This is a genomic window from Pseudomonas sp. UBA3153 (assembly GCF_002364635.1).
GTDB classification, from domain to species: Bacteria; Pseudomonadota; Gammaproteobacteria; order Pseudomonadales; family Pseudomonadaceae; genus Pseudomonas_O; species Pseudomonas_O kuykendallii.
On record NZ_DEYR01000063.1, the window covers coordinates 77,018 to 102,713 of the forward strand.

Genomic DNA, 25,696 nt, shown 5'->3' on the forward strand with positions numbered 1-25,696 from the left:
GCGTCAGGCGTGGCGGGTGGCCGGAAAGCGATCCAGCAGGCTGTGCAGCACCAATACCACCAGCAGGGTGACGAACACCGACAGGCACACCGAGCTGAGCCGGTAGAGCACGCTGTACATCATGTCGTGGGTCGGCGTGAGGTACTGGCCGAAGACTATGGCCAGTGTGGTGAGGGCGCCGAAGCCCTGGCCCGGCATGCCGTTCTCCAGCATGTGGATGCGCGCGCAGTGCATCGCCGCGATCCACAGCAGGATCGCCACGAAGGGCAGGATGTCGTAGTGGTCGTAGAGCACCAGTTGCAGCGCCAGCGCCATCAGGCAGCCGCGCAGCGTGCCCAGGGCGCGCACCCGGCCAGCGAAGCGCACGCCGTTCCAGTGCATCGGGAACAGCACCAGGATCGAGGCGATCTGCGCCGCTGCCACCTAGGCGCGCGCGGCCTGTGCGTGGGACAGGGTCTGGTCGTGCTGCTGGCGGGAAACGTTGGCGCGCTCCACCAGCACCTTCACACGGCGCACTTCGCTGTCCAGCTCGTCGGCGGTGCTGCGCGCGGCGAGCAGGCCGGCTTCGGCCGAAGCGATTGCCGCATCCAGCTCGAGGTTGGTGCGGCGCGCCTCTTCCAGCGCCAGCTCGACCTGGCGAACGGCCAGTGCGAAGGGCTGCGGGTCGAGGCGGAAGATCAGGTCGCCGGGCTGCACGTGGGCGTTGTTTCGCGCCGCTACCTCCAGCACCTGGCCGCCGACGCGCGGTGCCAGGCGCACCACGGGGCGGGTCAGTTGCGCGTGCGGCGTCAGCGGCATCCACAGGTCGGCGATCAGGAAGTAGACGAACAGCGCGACGAACAGGGCGATGGCGCAGCGCACCGCGCGGGCGAAGCGTCGATCGGGAGTCATCGGGGCATTTCCTCGGCACGGCAGGCAAAGCGGCGGAGTTTACTGGCAGAGAAGGCGGGCGATTGGCGGTGTTTCGGCAATAAACCGTTCCGCCAGCGTGACGATGGGCGCCTCGATCCCTGATTCGAAGAACCCGGCCTAAGCTAAGGGGGTCGATAACAACAATGTCGCCATTTGGAGTTCCGCCATGAGTCATCTCTTCGAACCCTTGCAGCTGCGCCAGCTCAGCCTGCCCAACCGCATCGCCGTGTCGCCCATGTGCCAGTACTCGGCGAAGGAGGGCATGGCCAATGACTGGCATCTGGTGCACCTGGGCAGCCGCGCCGTGGGCGGCGCCGGCCTGGTGCTGATCGAGGCCACCGCGGTGACCGCCGACGGCCGCATCACCCCTGAGGATCTGGGCATCTGGTCCGACGAGCACATCGAACCCTTGCAGCGCATCACCCGTTTCATTGAGTCCCAGGGCGCCTTCGCCGGCATCCAGCTGGCCCATGCCGGGCGCAAGGCGAGCACCTGGGCGCCGTGGCTGAACAAGCACGGCAGCGTGCCGGTGGCGGCCGGAGGCTGGGCGCCGAGCGGTCCCTCGGCGATCGCCTTCAGCCCCGAGCACGCGGTGCCGACGGCGCTCGACGAGGCGCAGATCGGCGAGGTGATCCAGGCCTTCGTGCGCGCCGCCGAACGCGCGCTGGCGGCCGGCTTCAAGGTGGTCGAGGTCCACGCGGCGCATGGCTACCTGTTGCATCAGTTCCTCTCGCCGCTCTCCAACCAGCGTCGCGACGGCTACGGGGGCTCGTTCGAGAACCGCATCCGCCTGCTCCTGCAGGTGACCGAGTCGGTGCGCGAAGTCTGGCCGCAGGAACTGCCGCTGTTCGTCCGCGTCTCGGCGACCGACTGGGTGCAGGATGGTTGGAACCCTGACGAAACGGTGGAACTGGCGCGGCGCCTGAAACCCCTGGGGGTCGATCTGATCGACGTATCTTCCGGCGGCACCGCGGCGAACGCGGAAATCCCCACCGGGCCGGGCTACCAGACCGAGTTCGCCGAGCGCGTGCGCAAGGAGGCCGGCATCGCCAGCGGCACGGTGGGGATGATCACCGAGGCGGTGCAGGCCGAGCACATCCTGCGCACCGGCCAGGCAGACCTGATCCTGCTCGCCCGCGAACTGCTGCGCGACCCGTACTGGCCCCTGCACGCTGCGGAATACCTCAACGAGCGCTCGCAGCCCTGGCCGGCGCAATACCTGCGCGCCGCGCACCGCGACACGCCGATGCGCAAACCGGTCTGACCGCGAGCGCACCCACCGCCGGGCTCACCCTTCAGTGGTTCCCCGCATGCGTGGACGCGGCTCTTGGTCGAAACAGGCATGAAAAAAGCCCCGCCGGCTGAAACCGGCGGGGCTTTTTCATGCTCGTGTCAGAGCGGTGTCAGTTCGTTGAGCACGGTGTTCAGTGCGACGCGGGTGTCGTCGAGCTGGACGATCGAGGCCTGTTGCGCGGCGAGGGCGTCGCGGTTCTTGATCGCGGTGAGGATCGCCTTGTGGCGGGGCAGGGTGAGGGCCTGCAGGTTGGGCCGGTGGCTGGAGAACTTGATCGATTCGCGCAGGGCGATCGAGAGCATGTTGCTCAGGTACACCAGCAGGTCGTTGTGCGTGGCCTCGGCGATGCGGCGGTGGAAGTCGAGGTCCGGCTGGAGCATTTCGGCACGGCTGGTGGCGGCTTCCATGCGCGTGTAGGCCTCTTCGATGGCGGCGATGTCCTCGGCGTTGGCGGTGCTCGCCGCCATCGCGCAGACCGCCGGTTCGATGATGCAGCGCACCCCGACCAGCGTGCTGAAGAACTCGCTTTGCGGGGTACTTTCGACCAGCCAGTAGAGCACGTCGGGGTCGAGCATGTGCCAGTCGCGGCGCGGCTTCACCAGGGTGCCGACGCGCGGCTTGGAGGCTACCAGCCCTTTTGCCACCAGCACGCGGATGGCCTCGCGGACCACCGGCCGGCTGACCGCGTATTCCTCGCAGAGCACGGCTTCCTGGGGCAGTTTCTCGTCCGGCTGGAGCTGGCCGGAGACGATCCGCATGCCCAGTTCCTGAACGATGTTGGCGTGGCGACTCTTGCGGGGTTTTGGCTGTTTGTAATCCATGGGGGCGCTTGGCGTCCGACCTGACTTGAGCGCGACAGCATAGCATCGGCAAGCTTTCGCCAGGCCGTCGCCCGCCGCTGCGGCGGGCGTTTCGCCGGTTCAGTGCGAGTGGCGCGGTACCTCGGAGCCGCGGCAGCCGACCAGGAAGTCGAAGTCGCAGCCTTCGTCGGCCTGCAGCACGTGGTCGATGTACAGTCGGCGATAGCCGCCGTCCCAGAGCAGCGGTGCCGGCGGTGGGATATCGGCCAGGCGCGCCTGCAGTTCCTCGTCGCTGATGTCCAGGTGCAGGCGGCCGGCGTAGGCGTCCAGCTCGATCATGTCGCCGTTGCGCACCGCTGCCAGCGGGCCGCCCGCGGCCGCTTCCGGGGCCACGTGAAGCACTACGGTGCCGTAGGCGGTGCCGCTCATGCGCGCGTCGGAGATGCGCACCATGTCGGTGATGCCCTTGGCCAGCACCTTCGGCGGCAGGCCCATGTTGCCGACTTCGGCCATGCCCGGATAACCCTTGGGCCCGGCGTTCTTGAGCACCAGCACGCAGGTTTCGTCGACATCCAGTTCCGGGTCGGCGATGCGCGCCTTGTAGTCGTCGAAGTTCTCGAAGACCACCGCGCGACCGCGATGCTGCATCAGCTCGGCGGTGGCGGCGGAGGGCTTGAGCACCGCGCCCTTGGGCGCCAGGTTGCCGCGCAGCACGCAGATGCCGCCGTCGGCGCGAATCGGGTTGTCCAGCGTGCGGATCACCTCGTTCTCGCCGTAGATCGGTGCTTCGCTGCAGTTTTCCCATAGCGAGCGGCCGTTCACCGTCAGCGCATCTGGATTCGGCAGGATGCCGCCTTCGCCCATCCGCCGGATCACCGCCGGCAGGCCGCCGTCGTAGTAGAACTCTTCCATCAGGAAGCGCCCGGAGGGTTGCAGGTCGACGATGGTCGGCGTGCCGCGGCCGACGCGGGTCCAGTCGTCCAGTTCGAGGTCGACGCCCATGCGCCCGGCGATGGCCTTGAGGTGGATGACCGCGTTGGTCGAGCCGCCGATGGCGGCGTTGACCTTGATCGCATTCTCGAAGGCTTCCTTGGTCAGCACCTTCGACAGGCGCAGGTCTTCCCACACCATGTCGACGATGCGCATGCCGGACAGGTGCGCGAGCACGTAGCGGCGCGAGTCCACCGCCGGGATCGCCGCGTTGTGCGGCAGCGAGGTGCCGAGGGCTTCGGCCATGCAGGCCATGGTCGAGGCCGTGCCCATGGTGTTGCAGGTGCCGGCGGAGCGGGACATGCCGGCTTCCGCGGAGAGGAACTCGTTGAGGTCGATCAGCCCGGCCTTATAGGACTCGTGCATCTGCCAGACGATGGTGCCGGCGCCGATGTCGCGACCCTTGTGCTTGCCGTTGAGCATCGGCCCGCCGGTGACCACGATGGCCGGCACGTCGCAGCTCGCGGCGCCCATCAGCAGGGCGGGGGTGGTCTTGTCGCAACCGGTGAGCAGCACCACGGCGTCCACCGGGTTGCCGCGAATCGCCTCCTCGACGTCCATGCTGGCCAGGTTGCGGGTGAGCATGGCGGTGGGGCGCAGGTTGGATTCGCCGCTGGAGAACACCGGGAACTCGACCGGGAAGCCGCCGGCTTCGAGGACGCCTTTCTTTACGTGCTCGGCGATCTTGCGGAAATGCGCGTTGCACGGGGTCAGTTCGGACCAGGTATTGCAGATGCCGATGATGGGCTTGCCCTGGAATTCATGGTCCGGGATGCCCTGGTTCTTCATCCAGCTGCGGTACATGAAGCCGTTCTTGTCGGTGGTGCCGAACCAGGAGGCGGAGCGAAGCGGGCGTTTTTGCTCGGTCATGGGGTTCTCTCTTGTTTTGTATTACTAATAGCGATGAGTTAGCCAAAAGTAGCCCTTTCAAAGAGCATTTGGAAGGCTTGTTGAGTAAATAGTAATACTATATAGTCGGTTCAACGTGAGAGGACGCCCCTTCGAGACGCCGTGCCTACTGACGTGCTGGTCCATACAAAAACAAATGGAGACCGCGACACATGAGCCCCGAGCAGCGGCTGATACGCCTCATCACCCTGAAACTGATCCCCTTCCTGATCCTCCTCTATCTGGTCGCCTACATCGATCGCTCGGCGGTTGGCTTCGCCAAGCTGCACATGGGCGCCGACGTGGGCATCGGCGATGCCGCCTACGGCTTGGGCGCGGGTCTGTTCTTCATCGGCTATTTCATCTTCGAAGTACCCAGCAACCTGCTGCTCGATCGCTTCGGCGCGCGACGCTGGTTCGCGCGCATCCTCATCACCTGGGGTGCGATCACCATGGGCATGGCGTTCATCCAGGGGCCGACGAGCTTCTACGTGATGCGCTTCCTGCTCGGTGCGGCCGAGGCCGGGTTCTTCCCCGGCGTGCTGTACTTCATCACCCAGTGGTACCCGGTTCGCCATCGCGGCAAGATCATCGGCTTCTTCATCCTGTCGCAGCCGATCGCGATGATGATCACCGGTCCGCTGGCGGGCGCGCTGCTGGGCATGGATGGGCTCTCCGGCCTGCACGGCTGGCAGTGGCTGTTCCTGATGATCGGCGCTCCGGCGGTGCTGCTCGCCTGGCCGACCCTGCGCTTCCTGCCGGACAACCTGCACAAGGTGAAATGGCTCTCCGCGGAGGAGAAGACCTGGCTCGCCGGCGAGCTGGAGAAGGACAAGCAGGAATACGCCCAGACCCGCCACGGCAACCCGCTGCATGCCCTGAAGGACAAGCGCGTGCTGCTGCTGGCGCTGTTCTACCTGCCGGTGACGCTGAGCATCTACGGTCTCGGCCTGTGGCTGCCGACCATCCTCAAGCAGTTCGGCGGCAGCGACCTGACCACCGGTTTCCTCTCGGCGATTCCTTACGTGTTCGGCATCGTCGGCCTGCTCATCGTGCCGCGCAGTTCGGACCGGCTGAACGACCGCTATGGCCACCTTGCCGTGCTCTACGCCCTGGCCGCCTGCTCGATGTTCCTCAGCGCCTGGCTCAGCGCGCCGGCGCTGCAACTGATGGCGCTGTCGCTGGTCGCGTTCTGCCTGTTCTCCACCACCGCGCTGTTCTGGACCCTGCCGGGGCGCTTCTTCACCGGCACCAGTGCGGCGGCGGCCATCGCCCTGATCAACTCGGTGGGCAACCTCGGCGGCTACATCGGGCCGTTCGGTATCGGCGCGCTGAAGGAGTACACCGGCAACCTGGCGTCGGGCCTGTACTTCCTCACGGCCGTGCTGTGCTTTGGCCTGCTGCTGACCTGGGTGGTCTACCAGCGCCTGGAACGCCGCCACGCGCAGCAACAGGTTTCCATGGGCAACGCCTGAGCGCTGCCGACCCCGACAATGACAGATAGAAAGTGAGGATTGCGATGCGCTTGATTCAGTTCGAACTGGCCGGCGGCGAACGCCGGGTTGGCCTGGTGGATGGCGGCCTGGTGCGTGAAGTGCTGGGTGCCAACAGCGTGCGGGAGCTGGCGCTGGCCGCCATCGACGCCGGCCAGAGCCTGGCCCAGCGGGTCGACTTGCAGGGGCTCGGCGAGGCGCACGACTATTCGGCATTGCTCGGCCAGGACCGCGTGCTGCCGCCGCTGGACCATCCGGACCCGGCGCACTGCCTGGTCAGCGGCACCGGGCTGACCCACCTGGGTAGCGCCTCCGCGCGGGACAAGATGCACCAGCAGGCCGGCGTCGACGAAGCCACCCTGACCGACACCATGCGCATCTTCAAATGGGGCGTCGAAGGCGGCAAGCCGGCCGCCGGGCAAGTCGGCGCGCAGCCGGAATGGTTCTACAAGGGCGACGGCAGCATCGTCGTGCGCCCGGGCGCCGCGCTGCCGCGTCCGCCGTTCGCCGAGGACGGCGGCGAGGAACCGGAGCTCACCGGGCTCTACGTCATCGGCCATGACGGCAAGCCGTATCGCCTGGGTTTCGCCCTTGGCAACGAGTATTCCGACCATGTCATGGAGCGACGCAATTACCTGTACCTGGCGCACTCCAAGCTGCGCTTCTGCGCCTTCGGCCCGGAGCTGCGCCTTGGCGAACTGCCCCGGCACCTGTCGGGTTTCAGCCGCATCCGGCGCAACGGCGAGGTGCTCTGGGAGAAGGAGTTCCTCTCCGGCGAGGACAACATGTGCCATAGCCTGGAGAACCTCGAGTACCACCACTTCAAGTACGCGCAGTTCCTCCGGCCGGGCGACGTGCACGTGCATTTCTTCGGCACCGCGACGCTGTCGTTCGCCGATGGCGTGCGTGCCGAGCCAGGCGACCGCTTCGAGATCGGCCTGCCTGAATTCGGCGAGCCGCTGGTCAACGGCATTGCGCCGACCGCGGCCGAACTGCCTGCCGGCGGGGTGGGCAAGCTCTAAGCACTTTTCCCAGCGACGCCGGCGCCGCCGGCGATCCATCCAGACCCGCGAGTCGAGGAGACGAACATGCAGATACTCGGACAGAACTACATCAACGGCGCGCGCAGCGCCCTGGGCGACGTCGTCGTGCACAGCCTCGACGCCAGCACCGGCGAGAAGCTGCCCTACGACTTTCACCAGGCCACGCTTGGCGAGGTCGACGCCGCCGCCAAGGCCGCCGCAGCCGCCTATCCGACCTACCGCACGCTGTCGGCGGCCAAACGCGCCGACTTCCTCGACGCCATCGCCGCCGAGATCGATGCGCTGGGCGATGACTTCGTCGCCCTGGTCTGCCAGGAAACCGCGCTGCCGGCCGGGCGTATCCAGGGCGAGCGTGGCCGCACCAGCGGGCAGATGCGCCTGTTCGCCCAGGTGCTGCGGCGTGGCGATTTCTATGGCGCACGCATCGACCGCGCGCTGCCGGAGCGCCGGCCCATGCCGCGCCCGGACCTGCGCCAGTACCGCATCGGCCTCGGCCCGGTCGCGGTGTTCGGCGCGTCGAACTTCCCGCTGGCGTTTTCCACCGCCGGTGGCGACACCGCCGCCGCGCTGGCCGCTGGTTGCCCGGTGGTGTTCAAGGCCCACAGCGGGCACATGGCGACGGCCGAGTTCGTCGCCGACGCCATCGTGCGCGCCGCCGAGAAAACCGGCATGCCGAAAGGTGTGTTCAACATGATCTACGGCGGCGGCGTGGGCGAAGCGCTGGTCAAACACCCGGCGATCCAGGCGGTCGGCTTCACCGGCTCGCTGCGCGGCGGTCGTGCGCTCTGCGACATGGCGGCGGCGCGTCCGCAGCCGATCCCGGTGTTCGCCGAGATGAGCAGCATCAACCCGATGCTCCTGCTGCCCGAGGCGATCAAGGCCCGTGGCGAGAAGATCGCCGCCGAGCTGACCGGCTCCGTGGTCCTCGGCGCCGGGCAGTTCTGCACCAATCCCGGCCTGGTGATCGGCATCAAGTCGGCGGAGTTTTCCGCCTTCCTCGAGCGCTTTGCCGCGCTGATGGGCGACCAGCCGGCGCAGACCATGCTCAATCCGGGCGGCCTGAAGAGCTACTGCCACGGCCTGGACAACCTGCACAAACAGCCGGGCATCACCCACCTGGCCGGCTCGAAACAGGAGGGCAACCAGGCCCGGCCGCAGCTGTTCAAGGCCGATGTCAGCCTGTTGCTCAACGGTGACGAACTGCTCCAGGAAGAGGTCTTCGGCCCGACCACCATCGTCGTCGAAGTGGCCGACAAGGCCGAGCTGATCCAGGCGCTGCACGGCCTGCACGGGCAGCTCACCGCCACCCTGATCGCCGAACCGGCGGACCTGGACGCCTACGGCGACCTGCTGGCGCTGCTGGAACAGAAGGCCGGGCGCCTGCTGCTCAATGGCTACCCGACCGGCGTGGAAGTCTGCGATGCGATGGTGCACGGCGGGCCGTACCCGGCGACTTCGGACGCGCGCGGCACCTCGGTCGGGACGCTTGCCATCGACCGCTTCCTGCGCCCGGTGTGCTACCAGAACTACCCGGACGCCTTCCTTCCCGAGGCGCTGCAAAACGCCAACCCGCTGGGCATCCAGCGCCTGGTGGACGGCACGCCGAGCCGCGAGGCGTTGTAACCCCCACGGCGGGCTGGGCAGAACGCCCGGCCCGCGCTGTTTCAACCGCATTGCCTTCGGGTTTCGTCCGATCCATTCGCGCTACACCTGCTGCGCGGAAGAACCGCTGGGCCAAATCCCGGCGGTTTGCGGTACTATCCGCCGCCGCGGCCAGCAATGTGCCATCAGCCGCATAGTCAGCGCTCCAGCGCTTATCAAGGATCGATAGAAGGAACGTCCAATGGACCGGATTCGCCGCGCCCTTTTTGCCCTACCCGTCATGTTCCTGCTCGTTCTCACCGGCTGCGCCACGCCGCAGGGACCGGTGCCCCTGGACCAGGCCTTCTGGGCCGATCAGCACGAACGCATCGGCATCGCCATCACCGAAGTGCCCAAGCCACAAGCCCTGATGGCCGGCCAGCAGGGCCTGCTGGATGTCGCCATCAACACCGCCACCTCCGCCACGATGCGCAGCAAGGTCGAGACCTGGGACACCACCAGCCTGAAGGACTTTCCCAAGGAGGTCGCCAAGACGCTCACCGAGCGTGGCTACCAGGCGACGGTGCTGGAGCAACCGCTCAAGCTGAACGCACTGAAGCCCGTCAAGGGCGCCAAGCTGGGCTACTCCAAGCTCGACTACACCTCGTTCAAGGCCACGTATAACGTCGACAAGCTGGTGGTGTTCGCGGTGGCCAGCACCGGCACCTACCGCACCTACTACGGTTTCATCCCCACCAGCGCGCCGATTACCCAGGTGGTGGTTTCCGCCTACGTCATCGACCTCGACGACAACCGCCTGCTGTACTACCAGCCCTTCACCACCAATCGCGTCGTCGATGGCGAGTGGGACGAGGGCCCGGAATTCCCCAATCTGACCAACACCTATTACCAGGCGCTGGACCAGACGCAGCAGAACCTGATGCTGCCGTTCAAGGCGCAGCAGATTTCCGCCGTGCAACCATGAGCGCGCGCTGCAACCGCGGCCTCGCGCTGCTGATCGCCCTGACGCTGCTGGGCGGATGCGCGCCGTCCAGGTCGCTGAAGCCGAGCATGACCACGGAGCTGGCGAACAACCTCGACCAGCCCTTCCGCGTGCAGGTGGCGCCGGGCAGCGAACGGCTGGTAGGGGGCGAGCAGGCGCACGACGGCAGCGCCGCTGTCCAGAGCGGCCTGGGCACCGCCACCAGCATCGACATGGCCGCCCGCAACGCCGCAGCCAATGGCATGGCGGGCAATGGCAGCGGTGCCGGCGTGGCCGCGGGCGTGGTGCTGGGCAGCCTGATCGTCGCGCAGATGAACCAGAACGCGGTGCAGGGACAGGCCAAGGCGGAAGCCGACAAGCGCGTGGCGGGCCTGCGCGAGGCGATTGCCGCGCAGAACCTGGAGGGCTGGTACGGCAATGCCTTCGCGGACGCGTTCGCCAACGCCGGGCGCCCCAGCAACCCGTCCGCGGCACTGACGCTGGACATCGCGCCCCAGGCGCTGCTCAGCCAGGACCTGCACAGCGTGCGGGTGATCAGCGAGGTACGGCTGATGCTCGGTCGCAGCGCGCTTTACCAGGGCCGCATCGAAGTGCACAGCGCCCCGCTTGCCTGTGAGGACTGCCTGGCCGACTGGGCCGCCGAGCAGGGCAAACCCTACCAGGCCGCGCTGCGGGCCGGCGTGGATGAAACCGTGCGGGTGCTGTTGCTGGACTGGAAGACCCGGCACTTCGCCAGCAGCAACAACCCGGAACGCACGCTGAGCTATCAGCTGGGCGACAGCCGCTACGTCGAGCGGGGACGGCTGGTGGATAGCCAGGCCGGGCGCAGCCTGTACCTGAGCTTGCGTGGCTGGGTGAAATCGGTGCCGGTGGCGATCGCGCCCTGATCGGCATCCCGCCCGGGAACCGTACGGGGCGCCCTCGCCTGTCGGAGAAAGAACGCCTGCCCCGTCGGGGCGAGCCTTACGCCAGCAAGCCCTGCAAATCCTCGTAGAGCGCCTCGGGAATCTTCACGCCGTCTTGCAGACTGCGCTCGCGGGCCTCGTAACGGCGCTGCGACGGCAGACGCGCGCCCTGGTCCTGGATGCCGTCGAACAACGCCTCGGCGCGGGCCAGGTGCTGGTCCACCGCGTCACCGAGGAAGCGCTTCGGGTCCAGGGCGATCAGCAGCTCGCCGTGGTAGGGCGAGGATTTGCTGCCGGCATCCCAGGCCTGCGATTCGACGCTGGTGAGGTCGCCGATCAGCGGCCCGGCGATCAGTTCCACCATCGCCGACAGCGCCGAGCCCTTGTGCCCGCCGAAGGTCAGCATGGCGCCGTTGAGTACGGCGCTGGCGTCGGTGCTCGGCTGACCGGCGGCGTCGATGCCCCAGCCCATCGGAATCGCCTTGCCGGCGCGCTCGTGCAGCTGGATTTCACCGCGCGCGATGGCGCTGGTGGCGAAATCGAAGATGAATGGATGCTTGCCGGTGCGCGGCCAGCCGAAGGCGATCGGGTTGGTGCCGAACAACGGCTTGCTGCCGCCGGCCGGCGCCACCCAGGCGTGGCTTGGCGTGCAGGCCAGCGCCACCAGGCCGGCTTCGGTGAGCACTTCCAGCTCGGTCCAGAGCGCGGAGAAATGCACGCAGCGGTTGATCGCCAGGGCGGCGATGCCATTGGCGCGGGCTTTCTCCACCAGCACCGGCGCGCCGCGCTCGAAGGCCACCTGGGCGAACCCGCCGCGGGCGTCGACGCGCACGATCGACGGCGCCTGGTCGATCACTTCGGGCTCGGCATCCGGCGAAACCTTGCCGGCGCGCAGCGTATCGATGCAGCCGAGCAGTCGCCAGAGACCGTGGGAAGCGCATTCGTCGCGCTCACCGGCGAGCACCGCGCGGGCGACCGCGTGGACGTGGGGCTCGCTGAAACCATGGTGGCGAAGGATCGCCTCGGCCAGCTCTTGAACTTCCTGCAGGGACAAAGCGATCACGACGGGGCTCCTCTGGATGGGTTGCACGTGGGTACGAAACCGCGCGACGGCGGTTCAGGAAAGCCTAACAGTGGCGTGTTCAGGCGCCGCGTTCTTGTCGGCAATCGGCCTGGGGGTCGACGAATTCGGCACAGCGACGCCTCACCAGTCGAGCCGCAGGCGACTCTCGAACGTCCGTCGCTCGCCGCTCAGCGGATCGTCGAAGGCCAGCGCCTGGGCCAGCAGCTTGAGCGGTCGGCTGTAGTCGTCGGTGGGGTACGGCGTGAGCTGCGGGTAGAAGGGGTCGTTGTCGATGCCCGCGCCCAGCGCGGCGAGGTGCACGCGCAGCTGGTGCTTCTTGCCGGTCAGCGGATAGAGCCGGTAGCGCGCCTGGGCGCCCTTGCGTTCGAGCAGCTCAATGCGCGTCTCGCTGTTGGCTTCGCCTTCGCCCTCGCGCATCAGGAAGAACGGCTCGGCGGCGACCAGCCGGGTGCGCCGCAGCTGCGGAAACGCCACCCCGTCCGGCGCGGCGCCGATCGCCTCGTAGCGCTTGTGCATGCTGCGCTGGCGAAACAGCGCCTGATAGGCGGCGCGGCTGTCCGGGTTGGCGGAAAACAGCACCAGCCCGGCGGTCAGGCGGTCGATGCGATGGATCGGCACCAGCTGCGGATTGCCCAGGCGGCGGATCAGCCGTGCCAGCAGCGTCTGCTCGACGTAGCCGCCGGACGGGATCACCGGCAGGAAATGCGGCTTGTCGGCCACCACCAGATGCTCGTCGACATGCAGCACCTGCTCCTCGAACGGAATCGCCACCTCCTGCGCCACCTCGCGGAAGTAGTGCACGCGCAGGCCCTCGCGATACGGATGCGCGGCGTCCAGCGGGAGTCCCTCGGCGTCCAGCACGCGGCCGCGGGCCATGCGCTCGAGCCAGGTCTGCCGGTCGATCGCCGGGAAGCGCTCGCAGAGACAGTCGAGCACGCTGCGCCAGGGGCCGGCCGGCAGATGCAGGACGCTGGAACCGGCCAGGGAAACGCGGGGAGCGCTCATTCGGGAAGCCTTGAACGACGTGGGCCGGCTATTAGGCCGCAGCCTGCCGCACCCGTCAAAACCAGGGTCCGGCACGACTCATCGGCGCAGCGATAACCACTATCGAACTGGATGATTTCTACCGCTTCGGAGCGGGCGTTAGCCTGTCACCACTCCAGAGACAGACCTTTCAGGTAAACCGCCATGAACGCATTCACTACTCCGCTTCTTCTGGTCGCCGCGCTCCTTCTCGGTGCCTGCAGCAGCCATCCGAACCCGGCCGAACGTCCCTACAGTGCCGCCGAAATCAAGCAGCTGGCACTCGAAGACCTGAGTCGCCGCAGCCTCTCGATGGAAGAGTACCTGCGCCGCTGGGACGCCATCATGAACCCGCAACCCGGCGAGACCTACAGCGCCGACGACCTTCGCGCCACGCTGCGCCAGGCAGGTGGCTCGAGTTGATCGCCTCCGATCGGACCGGCATGGTCGAAGCGGACGAATGACTGTATAAACAGCCAGTCCATCGTCCACTTCGACCCTGTCCGTTCCGCCCCATGCCCACCCCGCTACCCGACCCGTTCTACTACCTGGCGAACTTCCAGCGCGTGCTGGACTGGGTCGGCGCGCGCTATGCCGATCTGCTCTGCAGCGCCGAACGGCGCTTCATCGAGGCCTTCGCCGAACTGCCGCAGGCCTCGCGCGCGCTGCTGGTGCGCATGCTGATGCGCAAGGGCGAGCTGTTCCGCGCCAGCAAGCTGGCCTACGCCGAGATCGGCTGTCCGCACCAGGCCGCCGAACCGCTGCTCGGCCATGGCTGGCTCGACGACGCGCCCGTGCTGAGCCTGGAGCAACTGTTCGCCGTGCTGCGCAAGGCGGAGATCGCCGCGGCCTTCGGCGACTGCCTGCAGCGCGCGCACCTGATGAACAAGAGCGAGCTGCTGGCCTGCCTGCGCGAGCGCTTCGCCGACGAAAGCCGGCCGCTGCAGGCCTGGCATGCCGAAGCCGACGAGTGCGTCTACCGCGTGCTAATGGTCGAGCTGGGCGAACGCCTGCGGCTGATGTTCTTCGGCAACCTGCGCCAGGGCTGGTCCGAATTCGTCCTCGCCGACCTCGGCATCCATCGCTACGAGAAGGTCGAGTTTTCCGAAGCCTCCCGCGCCTTTCGCAACCGCGAGGACATCGATGATTACCTGCGCCTGCAGCGTTGCCGCGATCACTTCGAGCAGGGCGAGGCGCTGGCCGAGGTCGTCGCCAGCCTGCCGGAACGACTGGATAATCCATGGATCGAGGCGCGCCGCGGCAAGCTGGTCTTCCGCATCGCCCAGCAATACGAGCGCCTCGGCGAGTTGCAGCAGGCGCTACGGATGTACGCCGGGTGCTGCCACGCCGGCGCCCGCCTGCGCACGATCCGCGTGCTGGAGCGCTGCGAGCGCATCGACGAGGCGCTGCAACTCGCCACGCACGCCAGCGAACAACCGGAAAGCGAGGCCGAGCGCCAACACCTGTCGCGCGTGCTGCCGCGCCTGCACCGCAAGGCCGGCTTGCCGGCCAGTCCCCGCCGCCCACCGCTGGCGCTGCAACGCCTCGACCTGCAGCTGGCGCCGCCGGCGATGCCGACCTCGGTGGAATTCGTGGTGCGCGATCACCTGACGCAAACCGACGCCCCGGTGCACTACGTGGAAAACACCCTGATCGGTTCGCTGTTCGGCCTGCTCTGCTGGCCGGCGCTGTTCGCCGCGCTGCCGGGGGCGTTCTTCCACCCCTTCCACGCCGCCCCGGCGGACCTGCTCGACGCCGACTTCGTGCGCCGCCGCCAGGCGCTGTTCGACGGCTGCCTGGCGCTGCTGGAGGACGACACCTATCGCCAGCGCATCCGCGACACCTTCGCCGCCAAGTTCGGCCTGCAGTCGCCCTTCGTCGCCTGGGGCCTGTTCGACGAAACGCTGCTGGAGCAGGCGTTGCAGTGCATACCGGCGCAGCACCTCAAACGATGCTTCGAACGCATCCTGCTGGACATCGGCGCGAACCGCAGCGGCTTGCCCGACCTGATCCAGTTCTGGCCGGCCGAACGCCGCTACCGGATGATCGAAGTGAAAGGCCCCGGCGATCGCTTGCAGGACAACCAGATCCGCTGGCTCGACTACTGCCTGGCGCGCGGCCTGCCGGTGGCCGTGTGTCATGTGCAATGGCTGGCGTAGCGCTGCTGCAGCAGACGAACGCAGTAGGGTGGGTTAGCGGCGAGTGCCGGATCGACAGATACCCCACCAGCCCCCCGCCGCGTAGCCCACCAGGCGGTGTTCGGCGATACCACGCCCGTCGGGTTGCGGCGCACGTGACACCGGCGCGTGACCGGCACATCGGGCGATGCGCCTGGCCCATTCTACGTCAGCCGCGCAGGTAGCCGTTCTCGCGGAACCAGGCGATGGCGCGGGCGAGGGATTCATGCAACGGCACGCGGCTCTGGAAGCCGAGCTCCTCGCGCGCCTTGCGGCCGTCGAGGAACTGCCCGCCGGCCATCACCGCGATGGCGGTATCGTCCAGCAGCGCCTCGTATCCGGTCAGCCGCTGGCGCAGCCGACCGAGACGGGCAATCGCCTTGGCGCGGACCAGCGACAGCGGCTGCGGCGCCTCGACACCCAGCGCAGCAGCTATCATCTCGGTCAGCTCGGCCATCTCGATGTCATGGCCGACGAGCAGGTAGCGCTCGCCGGCGCGGCCTTTCTGCAGTGCCGCGAGAAGCCCTACGCCCGCCTCGCCGGCGTCGATCAGGTTGCGCCGGCCAGGAACGTACCGGCTCATCTCGCGGTTGCCGATGGCGGTGACGATGCGCCCGGTGGATGGGCCGAAATCGAACTCGCCGATGGCCATTCCGGGAATCCCGATGACCACCGGCAAACCGTTGCGCGCCTGCTCGCGGGCCTGTTCGTCGAGCGCCCACTTGCACATCAGATAAGCGTTGTGCCACGGCGGCAGCCCTTCGTAGAAGAGCCCTTCATGCCCGGGCAGACCCTGCGGATGCACCGGCATGGCGATCGCCGAGCCGACGTAGACGATGCGCGGCACCTGGACCTGGCGGCAGGCGGCGTAGAAGTGGCTGGTCTGGTCCAGCGCGCTGGCCACCTCGTCCTGCCAGCGCCGCGGCCGTCCCGGATAGTGCCCGGCGCAGAAGATCACGCCGTCGAGATTATCCAGCGCGCGGCACAGCGCGGCGTGGTCGAGTAGCTCGGCGGAGCGCTGCTCCGGCTCGAGGTAGGCCACGCGCGCGGTGCGCGAGGACGGCCGGTTGATCACCACCAGCTCGTGGCCGGCCGCCCGTACCGCGCGCGCCGCATGGTGGCCGATCAGGCCGGTGGCACCGAAAATGGCGACTTTCAAGCGAACTCCCTTTCCCGCCGGGGACCGCGACGCGCGCGGTCCGGGTCGATGACCGTGTCGCGGCTTAGCCGCCCTTGGCCTGCTGATAGAACGGCATGACCTTCGGCACCGCGGCCTGCAACGAGGAGATCCGCGAGCTGGACGAGGGGTGCGTACTCATGAATTCCGGCGGCGCGCCTTCGCTGGCCTTGCTCATCTTTTCCCACAGGCTGATGGCGGCGTTCGGGTTGTAGCCGGCACGCGCCGACAGCTCCAGGCCGATCAGGTCGGCCTCGTTCTCGTTGGCGCGGCTGTTGGGCAGGGTCATCAGGTACTGCACGCCGGTGTTGGCCAGTTGCAGGCTGCCCTGGCCGACACCGAAGGCCGCGCCGAGCTGGCTGGCCATCTGCACGCCGTAGGCCTTGGACATCGCCTCGCGGCCGTGCTCGCGCAGCGCGTGGGCGATTTCGTGGCCCATCACCGCGGCGAGTTCGTCGTCGCTCAGCTTGAGCTGCTCCACCAGGCCGCTGTAGACGATGATCTTGCCGCCGGGACCGCAGTTGGCGTTCAGCTCGTCGCTCTTGATCAGATTGATGTCCCACTGCCATTGCGCGGCATCCGGGCGGAACACCGGTGCCTGGGCGATCAGCCGCTTGCCGACCGCCTGCACGCGCTTGCCGATCGCCGAGTTGTTGTCCACCAGCCCCTTGCCCGACGCCTCGGTAAGGGTTTCCTGGTAGGACTGGGCATACATCTGGTTGACCTGCTCGGTCGACAGCATGCTGAACATGTACTGCTTGCGCTCGACGCCGACGGCGCCGCCGTTGGTGGTGTTCACCGCCTGGCAACCGCTCAGCAGGAGTGCCGCGCACAGGCCGGAAAGGAAGAAGGGTTTGGTCATCGGGGTTCTCCAGAAAAGTGCCCGTATGCTAGGCCGCGGGTCGGTGCGCGGCAACCGAGCGGCACGTCGGTCGAGGGCGACATCGCCCGGTTCACGCAGGGGTCAGGCACTCGGGCGCGTCGACCTTCGGGTCGTTGACAATGCCGGCCAGGGCGCGTTCCCGCAGCGCCGTCGGCGGTTTGATCAGCAGCCTGCGCAGGGTCGTGTCGCTGCTCTGCGGATCGAGCCACTGCTGCTGCTCGGCGTCGTCCAGCAACAGCGGACGACGCAGGTCGGCGGCGGCCTGGGTGATCAGCGCCAGGCTCAGGTAGAGAATTTCGCCCACCGGATACGCCTCCCAGATCGCCGCCAGGTGCAGCACGCTGGCCTCGCCGGTGATCCAGTAGGGCCGCTTGCGCGCGCCACGCCACTCGTAGAAGCCGTTTGCCGGTACCAGGCAGCGGCGCTCGCGGAACGCCTCGCGGAACATCGGCTGCTCGGCCAGGGTTTCGCTGCGCGCGTGCGCCGGCGTGCGCGACAGGTCGGTGAGCCAGGCCGGCGTCAGCCCCCAGCGCGCCCGCGCCACTTCGCGCGAGCCTTCGCCCTGGCGCAGCATCAGCAGGTTGGCGCCCGGCGCCTGGTTCCAGTGCGGCCGGTGGTCGGCAGGAAAACCCGGAAGCGCCGCCAGCGCAGGCGTCCAGCGAAACAGGGCGATACGTCCAGACATGCGGTTATCTCAACACAACAGGGAGCCGGGAATGCTGTCCGGCTCGTCGGCAGCCAGCGGCTGCGCGGCATTGTACGCGGCGATCAAGGCTTGCGCGCGCAGCGCCTCGGCATCATCCACCAGCAGCCCAAGCAGGCCACCCAGGGGCAGCTCGCCGAGCGCGCCGACCAGATGCCGGCCGCTGAGGTGCACGGTGATGCCTTCGCTGGCGAGCATGCCGATGAGCATCTCTGCTTCGATCAGGTCCTGTGGTTCGTAGATTCGCCGCATTCATTCATCCTCCCGCCGCACATCGAGACGCCAGTCAATGCCGTCGCTGCGCAGATCGAAAACAATCGGCCGGCAGCACACCGCGCAATCCTCGATGTATTGCTGGTCGCCCGCCGAGAGGTCGAGCAGCGACTCGACCGATTCGCCGCAGTAGGGGCACTGATATTCCTGGGATTCGAGCATCACGGTCTCCATGCGACTTGCAGGTATAATCGCCTTTTACTCCGGCAGCGCGACGCCTGCGCCAACCGTATTCCCATGACCCTTTCCATAGAGAACAAGATGGGCGAATTCGACGCCATCCGACCTTACGACGACGCCGAAGTGCCAGCAGTTCTGGCCCGCCTGTTCGCCGACCGGCAATTCCTCGACATCCTTACCCGCTTCCGCTTCCCGCGACTGGCCGGGCCGTTCGGCTGGGCACTCAAGCCGCTGATCGCGCGGCGCCTCAACAAGGAAGTGCGCGGCATCGAATCGGTCTCCGCGCTGCAGGACAAGATCGAGACCTACGTCGACCGCACCATCGAGCGCGCCACCGACGGTGTCACCTACTCCGGCGTAGAGCAGCTCAAGGCCGGTTGCAGCTATCTGTTCCTCGCCAACCACCGAGACATCGTGATGGACCCGGCCTTCGTCAACTACGCGGTGTACCACGCCGGCCTGCCGACCCCGCGCATCGCCATCGGCGACAACCTGCTGCAACGACCCTTCGTCAGCGACCTGATGCGCCTGAACAAGAGCTTCATCGTGCACCGCTCGCTGACCGGTCGCCGCGAGAAGCTTGCCGCCTACCAGTTGCTCTCGGCCTACATCAGTCACTCGATCCGCAACGACGGCCAGTCGATCTGGATCGCCCAGGCCGAAGGCCGCGCCAAGGACGGCGACGACCGTACCGATTCGGCGATCCTGAAGATGTTCCACATGAGCCGCAAGGACGAGGACTTCGCCGCGGTCATCGCCAGCCTGCGCCTGGTCCCGGTGTCGATCAGCTACGAGTATGACCCCTGCGATCAGGCCAAGGCGCGCGAGCTGTGCATTCGCGCGACCACCGGCGAGTACGTCAAATCGCCCGGCGAGGACGACACCAGCATCGCCCTGGGAATCACCGGCTACAAGGGTCGTGTGCACATCAACTTCGGCGAAGTAGTGGACAGCGGCTTCACCGACAGCAAGGGCCTGGCGCAGGAGCTGGACCGCCGCATCCTCGCCCATTACCGGCTGTTCCCGGTGCACTACCTGGCCTATTCGATGTGGGCCGAGCGCGACCCCGCGCTGGAAGTGCCCAGCGCCGAACAGGTGTTCCCGGCAGCGGAAGTGGCGCGCGCCCGGCAGGAATGGCAGAAACGCCTGGACGCCTGCCTGCCGGAGCAACGCCCGTACATGGTCCTGCAATACGCCACGCCGGTGCGCAACCAGTACCGCGTCAAGGCCGGCCTGCCGCTCTAGCGTCGGCGCGAGGCATGAAAAAAGGCGACCTCGGTCGCCTTTTCCTTGGTTCGCGGAGGCCGTGTTACAGACGTGTGCTTTCCCAGGAAACCACCAGCGCCACGCCCAGGCAGGCGCCGCCGAAGCGGTTGAAGAAGCGGTCCAGCCGCGCGCGCCGAGGCTCGGCCCCTTCAACGGCGGCGACCGGGCGCCACAGCGCACCGCGCAGCTGGGTGGCGATCAGCACCCAGCTGCCGGCCACGGCGAAGAACAGCGCCAGCAGGTTGATCGACTGCGCGGGATTGGAAAGCCAGAACGACAGGGACATCGAAACCTCGGCGAGAAAGCCACACGGGCATCAGCGAATACGGCGCAGGAGTCTACCCAACGCCACGCGACCGTAGCGGCTTTCCGACGAATGTCACAGTGCCAGCAGATCGCCGCTGGGTGCGCCGCAGCACCGCGCAGACCCGTGATGCGCATAGCGCACCGCGAAGGCGCCTGCCAATCACGGTAAAGCATCTGCCGCGGGTTGGTCCTTATACGCAGACGTAGGGTGCCCCGCGCGCACCGTGGAGGCCCATGGTGCGCATGGCGCACCCTCCGCGAAGATCGCATCCCTGACCGGCAGGCGCCCACAAAAAAGCCCGGCGAACCGGGCTTTCTCGATCGACCGGGTGCTTACTGCGAAAGCATCTGGCCGATGGTCTGGTCCTTGAACACGCGGCTGAGCGCATCGCTCAGTACGTCGCTGACCAGCTTGGTGTTGGTCTGCTGGTTCGGCGCGCTGCCGAAACGCTGGTTCAGCGAAGCGCCGTAGCGACCGTTGTAGCTGCGCTGGCTGTTCTTCACTTCGGTGCGGAAGGTCGCGGTGATATCCGCCTCGGTGACGTACACGCCGTCCTTCGGCGACTGGTACTTCAGCTCGGAGAGGATGATGGTCAGCTGCGGCGCGTTGTAGGCGTTGGCCGACGGCGTGAAGCCGAGCAGGCGAACCGCGGCCTCGGCCTGGGTTTGCAGCTTGGGCACGACGCTGGTGCTCGCGACGCTGATGGTGCTGGTTTCGGCGTACAGGCCACCGCGGGTACCGAGCGACGGCGACGGACGCCCGTCCACCACGCGAACCACCACCGGCTGGCCGTGGCCAACGGGGTTGATCTGGGCATTGATCTTCGGATCCGGGTCGAGTTGCTGCGGGCTGAGGGCACAACCGGCAAGAGTCACGCTGGCGACAGCGAACAGACTCAGCAACAGGCGATTTCGCATGCTCTTCTCTCCTGGTGGGCATCGATGGGCGCGAGTATAACGAGCGTCGCGTGGCGCCGACAGCGGCCGGGAGCGGATTCTCGCGGGCCTTGGGCATATGACTGCGGGCGCGCCGATTCTATCGATCGAACGTCCCATCGTTCGACCTCGGAGCAGGCTTCAGGCGGGTGTCGCCGATCTGACCGGACGACGGAGGAAAGTCACAAGCGAGCAGCCACGACCGGGAATTCGCCGGTATAATCGCCCCCGATTATAAAAGGGCACCCCATGCCGACGGCCATCGCGCGACCCGCGCGCCACCGATCGGCGAGGAGAGTCGCCCAAGCGTGCTGCCCCGCCGCGCCGAGCTTCCACTAATTGCGTAGAGCAATTTGCCTGAAGGCGGCGTTTAATCGCCCCCGATCGGCGGAACCGGCAGCACCGACTTCGAGGTTCACGACTCCAAAAGAGCGTGGGATGACGGGTTTTCACAACTTCACGAGAGTGTGGCGAGCATGAACAGGTCTGTAACCAACAAGAAAGACAGCGCTTCCACCTGACCCACTGACGGCATTTGCGCCTTCCTCCTCGCGGAGACGGGCGAACAGCGCGCCGACTTGCCCCACTGGCCTTGCCTGGGCGATCGACGCGTGACCGGACAGGACGACCGGGTCGCGACTCCGATTGACGGAACTCGAGGCCCCTGCGGCTTTCAGCTTGAAAGGTCGTCTGCATTTCCTTTGACGATGCAGGTTTTGGAGAAGCGTTGATGGCGCAACACGAAAACGAAACGCTGGACGTGCTGCTGGTGGGAGCCGGCATCATGAGCGCGACACTGGCGGCCTTGCTCAAGGAACTCGACCCCAGCATGCGTCTGGAAGTCGTCGAGTCGATGTCCTCCGGCGCGGCGGAGAGTTCCAACCCCTGGAACAATGCCGGCACCGGCCACGCCGGCCTCTGTGAACTGAACTACACGCCACAGGCTGCCGACGGCACTATCAATATCGACAAGGCCGTGCACATCAACACCCAGTTCGAGGTGTCCAAGCAGTTCTGGGCACACCTGGTGGAGAAAGGCACCTTCGCCTCGCCGAAGTCCTTCATCAATCCGGTGCCGCACCTGAGCTTCGTCCAGGGCCAGGCGGGCATCGAGTATTTGAAGAAGCGCTTCGCCGCGCTGTCCGGGCACCACGCGTTTTCCTCCATGGAATACAGCGAAGACAAGGCCACCCTGGCGCGCTGGATGCCGCTGATGATGCCCGGCCGCCCGGCCGGCGAGGCCATCGCCGCGACCCGCGTGGAGAATGGCACGGACGTCAACTTCGGCGCCCTGACCACCTCGCTGCTGGCGCACCTGGTCAGCCAGCCGAACAGCACTGTCACCTACAGCCAGAAGGTCACCGGCCTGAAGCGCACCGGCAAGGGCTGGACGGTCTCCATCAAGCACAACGAAAGCGGCGCCGAGCGTGAAGTCAACGCGCGCTTCGTGTTCCTCGGCGCCGGCGGCGCTGCGCTGACGCTGCTGCAGGCCTCGGGTATCGAGGAAAGCAAAGGCTACGGCGGCTTCCCGGTGAGCGGCCAGTGGCTGCGCTGCGACAACCCCGAGGTGGTCAGGCAGCACGACTCCAAGGTCTACAGCCAGGCGGCGGTCGGCTCGCCGCCGATGTCGGTTCCGCACCTCGACACGCGTGTGGTCGACGGCAAGAAGTCCCTGCTGTTCGGGCCTTATGCCGGCTTCACCACGAAGTTCCTCAAGCACGGCTCGTTCCTCGACCTGCCGCTGTCGATCCGCCTGGGCAACATCGGCCCGATGCTGGCCGTGGCGCGCGACAACATGGACCTGACCCGCTACCTGATCAGCGAAGTGCGTCAGTCCATGGGGCAGCGCCTCGACGCCCTGCGACGCTTCTACCCGCAGGCCAAGCCCGAGGACTGGCGCCTGGAGATCGCTGGTCAGCGCGTGCAGATCATCAAGAAGGACGCCAAGAAAGGCGGCGTGCTGCAGTTCGGCACCGAGCTGGTTGCCTCGCGCGACGGTTCCATCGCCGCGCTGCTGGGCGCCTCGCCGGGCGCTTCGGTGACCGTGTCGATCATGCTCGGCCTGATCGAGCGCTGCTTCGCCGAGCAGGCTCGCTCGGAGCAGTGGACGAGCAAGCTGCAGGAGATCTTCCCGGCTCGCGAGAAACAGCTGGAAAGCGACGCCGCGCTGTACCGCGAGGTCAGCGCACGCTGCAACGAACGTCTGCAGCTGGTCGCCCGTCAGGAAGTGGCGGAAGGCGTGATCTGAGCAGGCCCTGCGCAAACAAAAAACCGCCAGCGATGGCGGTTTTTTTATGGTCGCGGTCCAGGTCCGGAAGGCTTGGTAATTCGATGATCCCGCCGCTGGATGCGCCGCATCACCACGCGGTGCGCATGGCGCACCCTACGGCAGCCAATCCGGCACTTCGGGGCTCAACGTAGGGTGCGCCGCGCGCACCGGCGAGATACGCTGCGTCGCCCGGCGGTGCGCATGCCGCACCCTACGGCGGTCAATCCGGCGCTTCAAGGCTAAACGCAGGGTGCGCCGCGCGCACCAGCAGGGTCCGCTGCATCGCCAGGCGGTGCGCATGTCGCACCCTGCGGCAGGCGGCTCGATGAAGAATCTCAGCGGCGCGCGGCTTCGATGATCTCGATATAGGCCTGGGCCATGCGCTGGTCGCGGATCAGCGCAACGAAGTCGTTGCCCTGTGCGTCCTGCGCGTCGAGGTCGTAGCCCGCCTCGACGAAGAAACGGACGAAGCGCTCGAAGTCGTCGACGCGCAGGCCGCGGTAGGCTTTGACCAGCTTGTGCAGCGAGGGCGGCGTGTCATCGGCCGGCTCCACCTCGAGAAACAGCTTGATCGGCTCGTCGCCGATTTCTTCACCAATCACCTGTTTCTTGTCTTTGCGCATTCTGGGCTCCAGCACAGCGAATTTCACGGGGCCGGCAGTGTACTCCGCGCGGCGCACGAGGCTCAACGCGGCGGACGCTTCAGGTCATGCGAAGCGCCTGGGACGCGCCGTATACTGGGCGGGCATCCGCCCTGGAGCCGTCATGTCGATTTCCTTTCCTCCGCTATTCGCCGCCTGGCGCCAGACCCGTCGCGCCGGTTATTCATGGAACGCCCTGCGCGGCGACATCGCCGCCGGCCTGACCGTCGGGGTGATCGCCATCCCCCTGGCCATGGCGCTGGCCATCGCCGTCGGCGTGCCGCCGCAGCACGGGCTCTACACGGTGCTGGTCGGCGCGCCGCTGATCGCGCTGTTCGGCGGCTCGCGCTTCAACATCTCCGGACCGACCGCCGCCTTCGTGGTGATCCTGCTGCCGATTACCCAGCAATACGGCATCGGCGGCCTGCTGTTGTGCACCCTGCTCGCCGGGCTGATCCTCGTCGCCCTCGGCCTGCTGCGCGCCGGGCGCCTGATCGAATTCGTGCCCTATCCGGTCACGCTGGGCTTCACCGCCGGCATCGGCATCGTCATCGCCACCCTGCAGATGAAGGATTTCCTCGGCCTGAGCCTGGACGGCCACCCCCAGCATTACCTGCAACAGCTCGGCGCATTGCTGCGCGCGCTGCCCAGCCTGCAACTGGGCGACGCGCTGGTGGGGATCACCTGCCTGGCGCTGCTGATCATCTGGCCGCGGGTCAGTCGCAAGGTGCCGGGCCACCTGGTGGCGCTGTTGCTCGGGGCGTGTCTCGGGCTGCTGCTTGAGCGCGTCGGTCTGCCGGTGGCGACCCTCGGCGAACGCTTCAGCTACCTGCAGGATGGCGTCAGTCATCCCGGTATCCCGCCGTTCCTGCCGGCCTTCGCCTGGCCCTGGAACCTGCCCGGCGCGGACGGCCAGCCGCTGGTGCTGAGCTTCGAGCTGATCCACCAGTTGCTCGCGCCGGCGTTCGCCATCGCCATGCTCGGCGCCATCGAATCGCTGCTCTGCGCGGTGGTCGCCGACGGCATGAGCGGCAGCAAGCACGACCCCAATGCCGAATTGATCGGCCAGGGCATCGGCAACCTGGTGGCGCCGCTGTTTGGCGGCATCACCGCCACCGCAGCGATCGCCCGCAGCGCCGCCAACGTCCGCGCCGGCGCCTTTTCGCCGCTGGCGGCGATCATCCACTCAGGCGTGGTGCTGGCGGCGATGCTGCTGCTCGCGCCCCTGTTCAGCTACCTGCCCATGGCGGCGCTGGCGGCGCTGCTGCTGATGGTGGCCTGGAACATGAGCGAGCCGCCGCACGTGCTGCACACGCTGAGAATCGCCCCGCGCAGCGACGTGCTGGTGCTGCTGACCTGCCTGGCGCTCACCGTGGTCTTCGACATGGTGCTGGCGGTGGGCGTCGGCCTGCTGCTGGCCGCCGGGCTGTTCATCAAGCGGATGAGCGAGCTGACCGATACCGCCGCCCTGCCGCGCGGCTTTCACCAGGCGCTGCAGGACCTGCCGGAACACGTCGCCGCCTACGCCATCCGCGGCCCATTGTTCTTCGGCGCGGCAGAAAAGGCCCTTAGCGCGCTGCGCAAGTTCAGCCCCGGAGTGAAGGTGGTGATCGTCGAACTGAGCGCCGTACCCATGCTCGACATGACCGCGCTGGCGGCGCTGGAGAACGTACTGGGCGACTACCGCCGGCAGGGCATCGGCCTGGTCCTGGTCGGCACCCATCCGCGCGTGCGCCTCAAGCTGCGCCGCGCCGGCATCCATCGCCACGAAGGCCGGCTCGCCTACGTCCGCGACCTGCGCCAGGCGAGGGAGAAGGCGCTGCGCTGGATGGAGGGGGAGGTTCCACTGTAGCGATGCAGGGTGGATCG

23 protein-coding genes and 2 pseudogenes are annotated in these 25,696 nt (G+C 67.3%); 11 read left to right on the top strand and 14 right to left on the bottom strand.

Features of this window, described 5'->3' with window-relative positions:
* Positions 1-3 precede the first annotated feature (3 nt).
* A pseudogene (locus tag B2X67_RS14825) lies at positions 4-417 on the bottom strand (FUSC family protein); the annotation flags it as partial.
* A gap of 9 nt (positions 418-426) precedes the next feature.
* Positions 427-891: pseudogene (locus B2X67_RS14830) on the bottom strand (biotin/lipoyl-binding protein); the annotation flags it as partial.
* A gap of 187 nt (positions 892-1,078) precedes the next feature.
* Here B2X67_RS14830 and B2X67_RS14835 point away from each other — a divergent pair.
* Complete coding sequence (locus tag B2X67_RS14835; protein WP_286785969.1) at positions 1,079-2,176, top strand: NADH:flavin oxidoreductase/NADH oxidase; 1,098 nt, start codon at positions 1,079-1,081, stop codon at positions 2,174-2,176.
* A gap of 128 nt (positions 2,177-2,304) precedes the next feature.
* Here the strand turns inward: B2X67_RS14835 and B2X67_RS14840 are convergent, their stop codons facing one another.
* Both B2X67_RS14840 and B2X67_RS14845 read right to left on the bottom strand, forming a co-directional pair.
* Positions 2,305-3,027, bottom strand: coding sequence for a FadR/GntR family transcriptional regulator (locus B2X67_RS14840; protein ID WP_090231813.1), 723 nt, complete (start codon positions 3,025-3,027; stop codon positions 2,305-2,307).
* Positions 3,028-3,126: 99 nt separating this feature from the next.
* Positions 3,127-4,866: an IlvD/Edd family dehydratase gene (locus tag B2X67_RS14845; protein ID WP_273235113.1), complete on the bottom strand. Its 1,740-nt coding sequence runs from the start codon at positions 4,864-4,866 to the stop codon at positions 3,127-3,129.
* Between the two features lie 191 nt (positions 4,867-5,057).
* On the opposite strand from B2X67_RS14845, the gene B2X67_RS14850 reads away from it, so the two are divergent.
* From B2X67_RS14850 to B2X67_RS14870, 5 genes are all read left to right on the top strand, one after another.
* Entirely contained in the window at positions 5,058-6,359 is a 1,302-nt protein-coding gene (locus tag B2X67_RS14850) for an MFS transporter (RefSeq protein WP_282341339.1), read from the top strand.
* A gap of 44 nt (positions 6,360-6,403) precedes the next feature.
* Positions 6,404-7,399: an AraD1 family protein gene (gene araD1, locus B2X67_RS14855; RefSeq protein ID WP_282341341.1), complete on the top strand. Its 996-nt coding sequence runs from the start codon at positions 6,404-6,406 to the stop codon at positions 7,397-7,399.
* A gap of 66 nt (positions 7,400-7,465) precedes the next feature.
* Positions 7,466-9,043, top strand: a complete 1,578-nt coding sequence (locus B2X67_RS14860) for an aldehyde dehydrogenase (NADP(+)) (RefSeq protein ID WP_286785970.1) — start codon at positions 7,466-7,468, stop codon at positions 9,041-9,043.
* Between the two features lie 220 nt (positions 9,044-9,263).
* Complete coding sequence (locus B2X67_RS14865; RefSeq protein ID WP_286785971.1) at positions 9,264-9,986, top strand: hypothetical protein; 723 nt, start codon at positions 9,264-9,266, stop codon at positions 9,984-9,986.
* Complete coding sequence (locus B2X67_RS14870; RefSeq protein WP_286785972.1) at positions 9,983-10,891, top strand: hypothetical protein; 909 nt, start codon at positions 9,983-9,985, stop codon at positions 10,889-10,891. The genes B2X67_RS14865 and B2X67_RS14870 overlap by 4 nt, the downstream gene beginning before the upstream one ends.
* A gap of 76 nt (positions 10,892-10,967) precedes the next feature.
* On the opposite strand, the gene B2X67_RS14875 is transcribed toward B2X67_RS14870, so the two are convergent.
* Positions 10,968-11,972, bottom strand: a complete 1,005-nt coding sequence (locus B2X67_RS14875) for an Ldh family oxidoreductase (protein ID WP_286785973.1) — start codon at positions 11,970-11,972, stop codon at positions 10,968-10,970.
* A gap of 141 nt (positions 11,973-12,113) precedes the next feature.
* Positions 12,114-12,998 carry a pseudouridine synthase gene (locus tag B2X67_RS14880; protein ID WP_286785974.1) on the bottom strand — a complete coding sequence of 295 codons (885 nt, stop codon included), beginning with the start codon at positions 12,996-12,998 and terminating at the stop codon, positions 12,114-12,116.
* 183 nt (positions 12,999-13,181) lie between these two features.
* On the opposite strand from B2X67_RS14880, the gene B2X67_RS14885 reads away from it, so the two are divergent.
* Both B2X67_RS14885 and B2X67_RS14890 read left to right on the top strand, forming a co-directional pair.
* Complete coding sequence (locus B2X67_RS14885) at positions 13,182-13,439, top strand: hypothetical protein (RefSeq protein WP_090228731.1); 258 nt, start codon at positions 13,182-13,184, stop codon at positions 13,437-13,439.
* A gap of 92 nt (positions 13,440-13,531) precedes the next feature.
* Positions 13,532-15,175: a VRR-NUC domain-containing protein gene (locus B2X67_RS14890; RefSeq protein WP_286785975.1), complete on the top strand. Its 1,644-nt coding sequence runs from the start codon at positions 13,532-13,534 to the stop codon at positions 15,173-15,175.
* 187 nt (positions 15,176-15,362) lie between these two features.
* Here the strand turns inward: B2X67_RS14890 and B2X67_RS14895 are convergent, their stop codons facing one another.
* From B2X67_RS14895 to B2X67_RS14915, 5 genes are all read right to left on the bottom strand, one after another.
* A complete protein-coding gene (locus B2X67_RS14895; protein WP_286785976.1) occupies positions 15,363-16,352 on the bottom strand; it encodes an NAD-dependent epimerase/dehydratase family protein in 990 nt (329 codons plus the stop codon).
* Between the two features lie 64 nt (positions 16,353-16,416).
* Entirely contained in the window at positions 16,417-17,232 is an 816-nt protein-coding gene (locus B2X67_RS14900; protein WP_282338971.1) for a M48 family metallopeptidase, read from the bottom strand.
* Positions 17,233-17,323: 91 nt separating this feature from the next.
* On the bottom strand, positions 17,324-17,938 hold the full coding sequence (locus B2X67_RS14905) for an SOS response-associated peptidase (RefSeq protein WP_286785977.1): 615 nt from the start codon (positions 17,936-17,938) through the stop codon (positions 17,324-17,326).
* Positions 17,939-17,947: 9 nt separating this feature from the next.
* The gene (locus tag B2X67_RS14910; RefSeq protein ID WP_282338973.1) at positions 17,948-18,208 is read right to left on the bottom strand and encodes a putative signal transducing protein; all 261 of its coding nucleotides are present in this window, start codon (positions 18,206-18,208) and stop codon (positions 17,948-17,950) included.
* A complete protein-coding gene (locus B2X67_RS14915) occupies positions 18,209-18,391 on the bottom strand; it encodes a CPXCG motif-containing cysteine-rich protein (protein WP_282338974.1) in 183 nt (60 codons plus the stop codon).
* A gap of 99 nt (positions 18,392-18,490) precedes the next feature.
* Between B2X67_RS14915 and B2X67_RS14920 the strand changes: the two genes are divergently transcribed.
* Positions 18,491-19,654: a 1-acyl-sn-glycerol-3-phosphate acyltransferase gene (locus B2X67_RS14920; RefSeq protein ID WP_090228748.1), complete on the top strand. Its 1,164-nt coding sequence runs from the start codon at positions 18,491-18,493 to the stop codon at positions 19,652-19,654.
* Positions 19,655-19,718: 64 nt separating this feature from the next.
* Here B2X67_RS14920 and B2X67_RS14925 read toward each other — a convergent pair whose 3' ends face one another.
* Positions 19,719-19,961: a hypothetical protein gene (locus B2X67_RS14925; RefSeq protein ID WP_273233512.1), complete on the bottom strand. Its 243-nt coding sequence runs from the start codon at positions 19,959-19,961 to the stop codon at positions 19,719-19,721.
* A gap of 353 nt (positions 19,962-20,314) precedes the next feature.
* A complete protein-coding gene (locus tag B2X67_RS14930) occupies positions 20,315-20,899 on the bottom strand; it encodes a YajG family lipoprotein (protein WP_090228754.1) in 585 nt (194 codons plus the stop codon).
* Positions 20,900-21,647: 748 nt separating this feature from the next.
* Between B2X67_RS14930 and mqo the strand changes: the two genes are divergently transcribed.
* Positions 21,648-23,165: a malate dehydrogenase (quinone) gene (gene mqo / locus B2X67_RS14935; RefSeq protein WP_286785978.1), complete on the top strand. Its 1,518-nt coding sequence runs from the start codon at positions 21,648-21,650 to the stop codon at positions 23,163-23,165.
* 356 nt (positions 23,166-23,521) lie between these two features.
* Here the strand turns inward: mqo and B2X67_RS14940 are convergent, their stop codons facing one another.
* A complete protein-coding gene (locus B2X67_RS14940) occupies positions 23,522-23,809 on the bottom strand; it encodes a PA4642 family protein (protein WP_282338976.1) in 288 nt (95 codons plus the stop codon).
* Between the two features lie 142 nt (positions 23,810-23,951).
* Here B2X67_RS14940 and dauA point away from each other — a divergent pair, with 142 nt between their 5' ends.
* Positions 23,952-25,679, top strand: coding sequence for a C4-dicarboxylic acid transporter DauA (gene dauA / locus B2X67_RS14945; protein ID WP_282338977.1), 1,728 nt, complete (start codon positions 23,952-23,954; stop codon positions 25,677-25,679).
* Positions 25,680-25,696 lie beyond the last annotated feature (17 nt).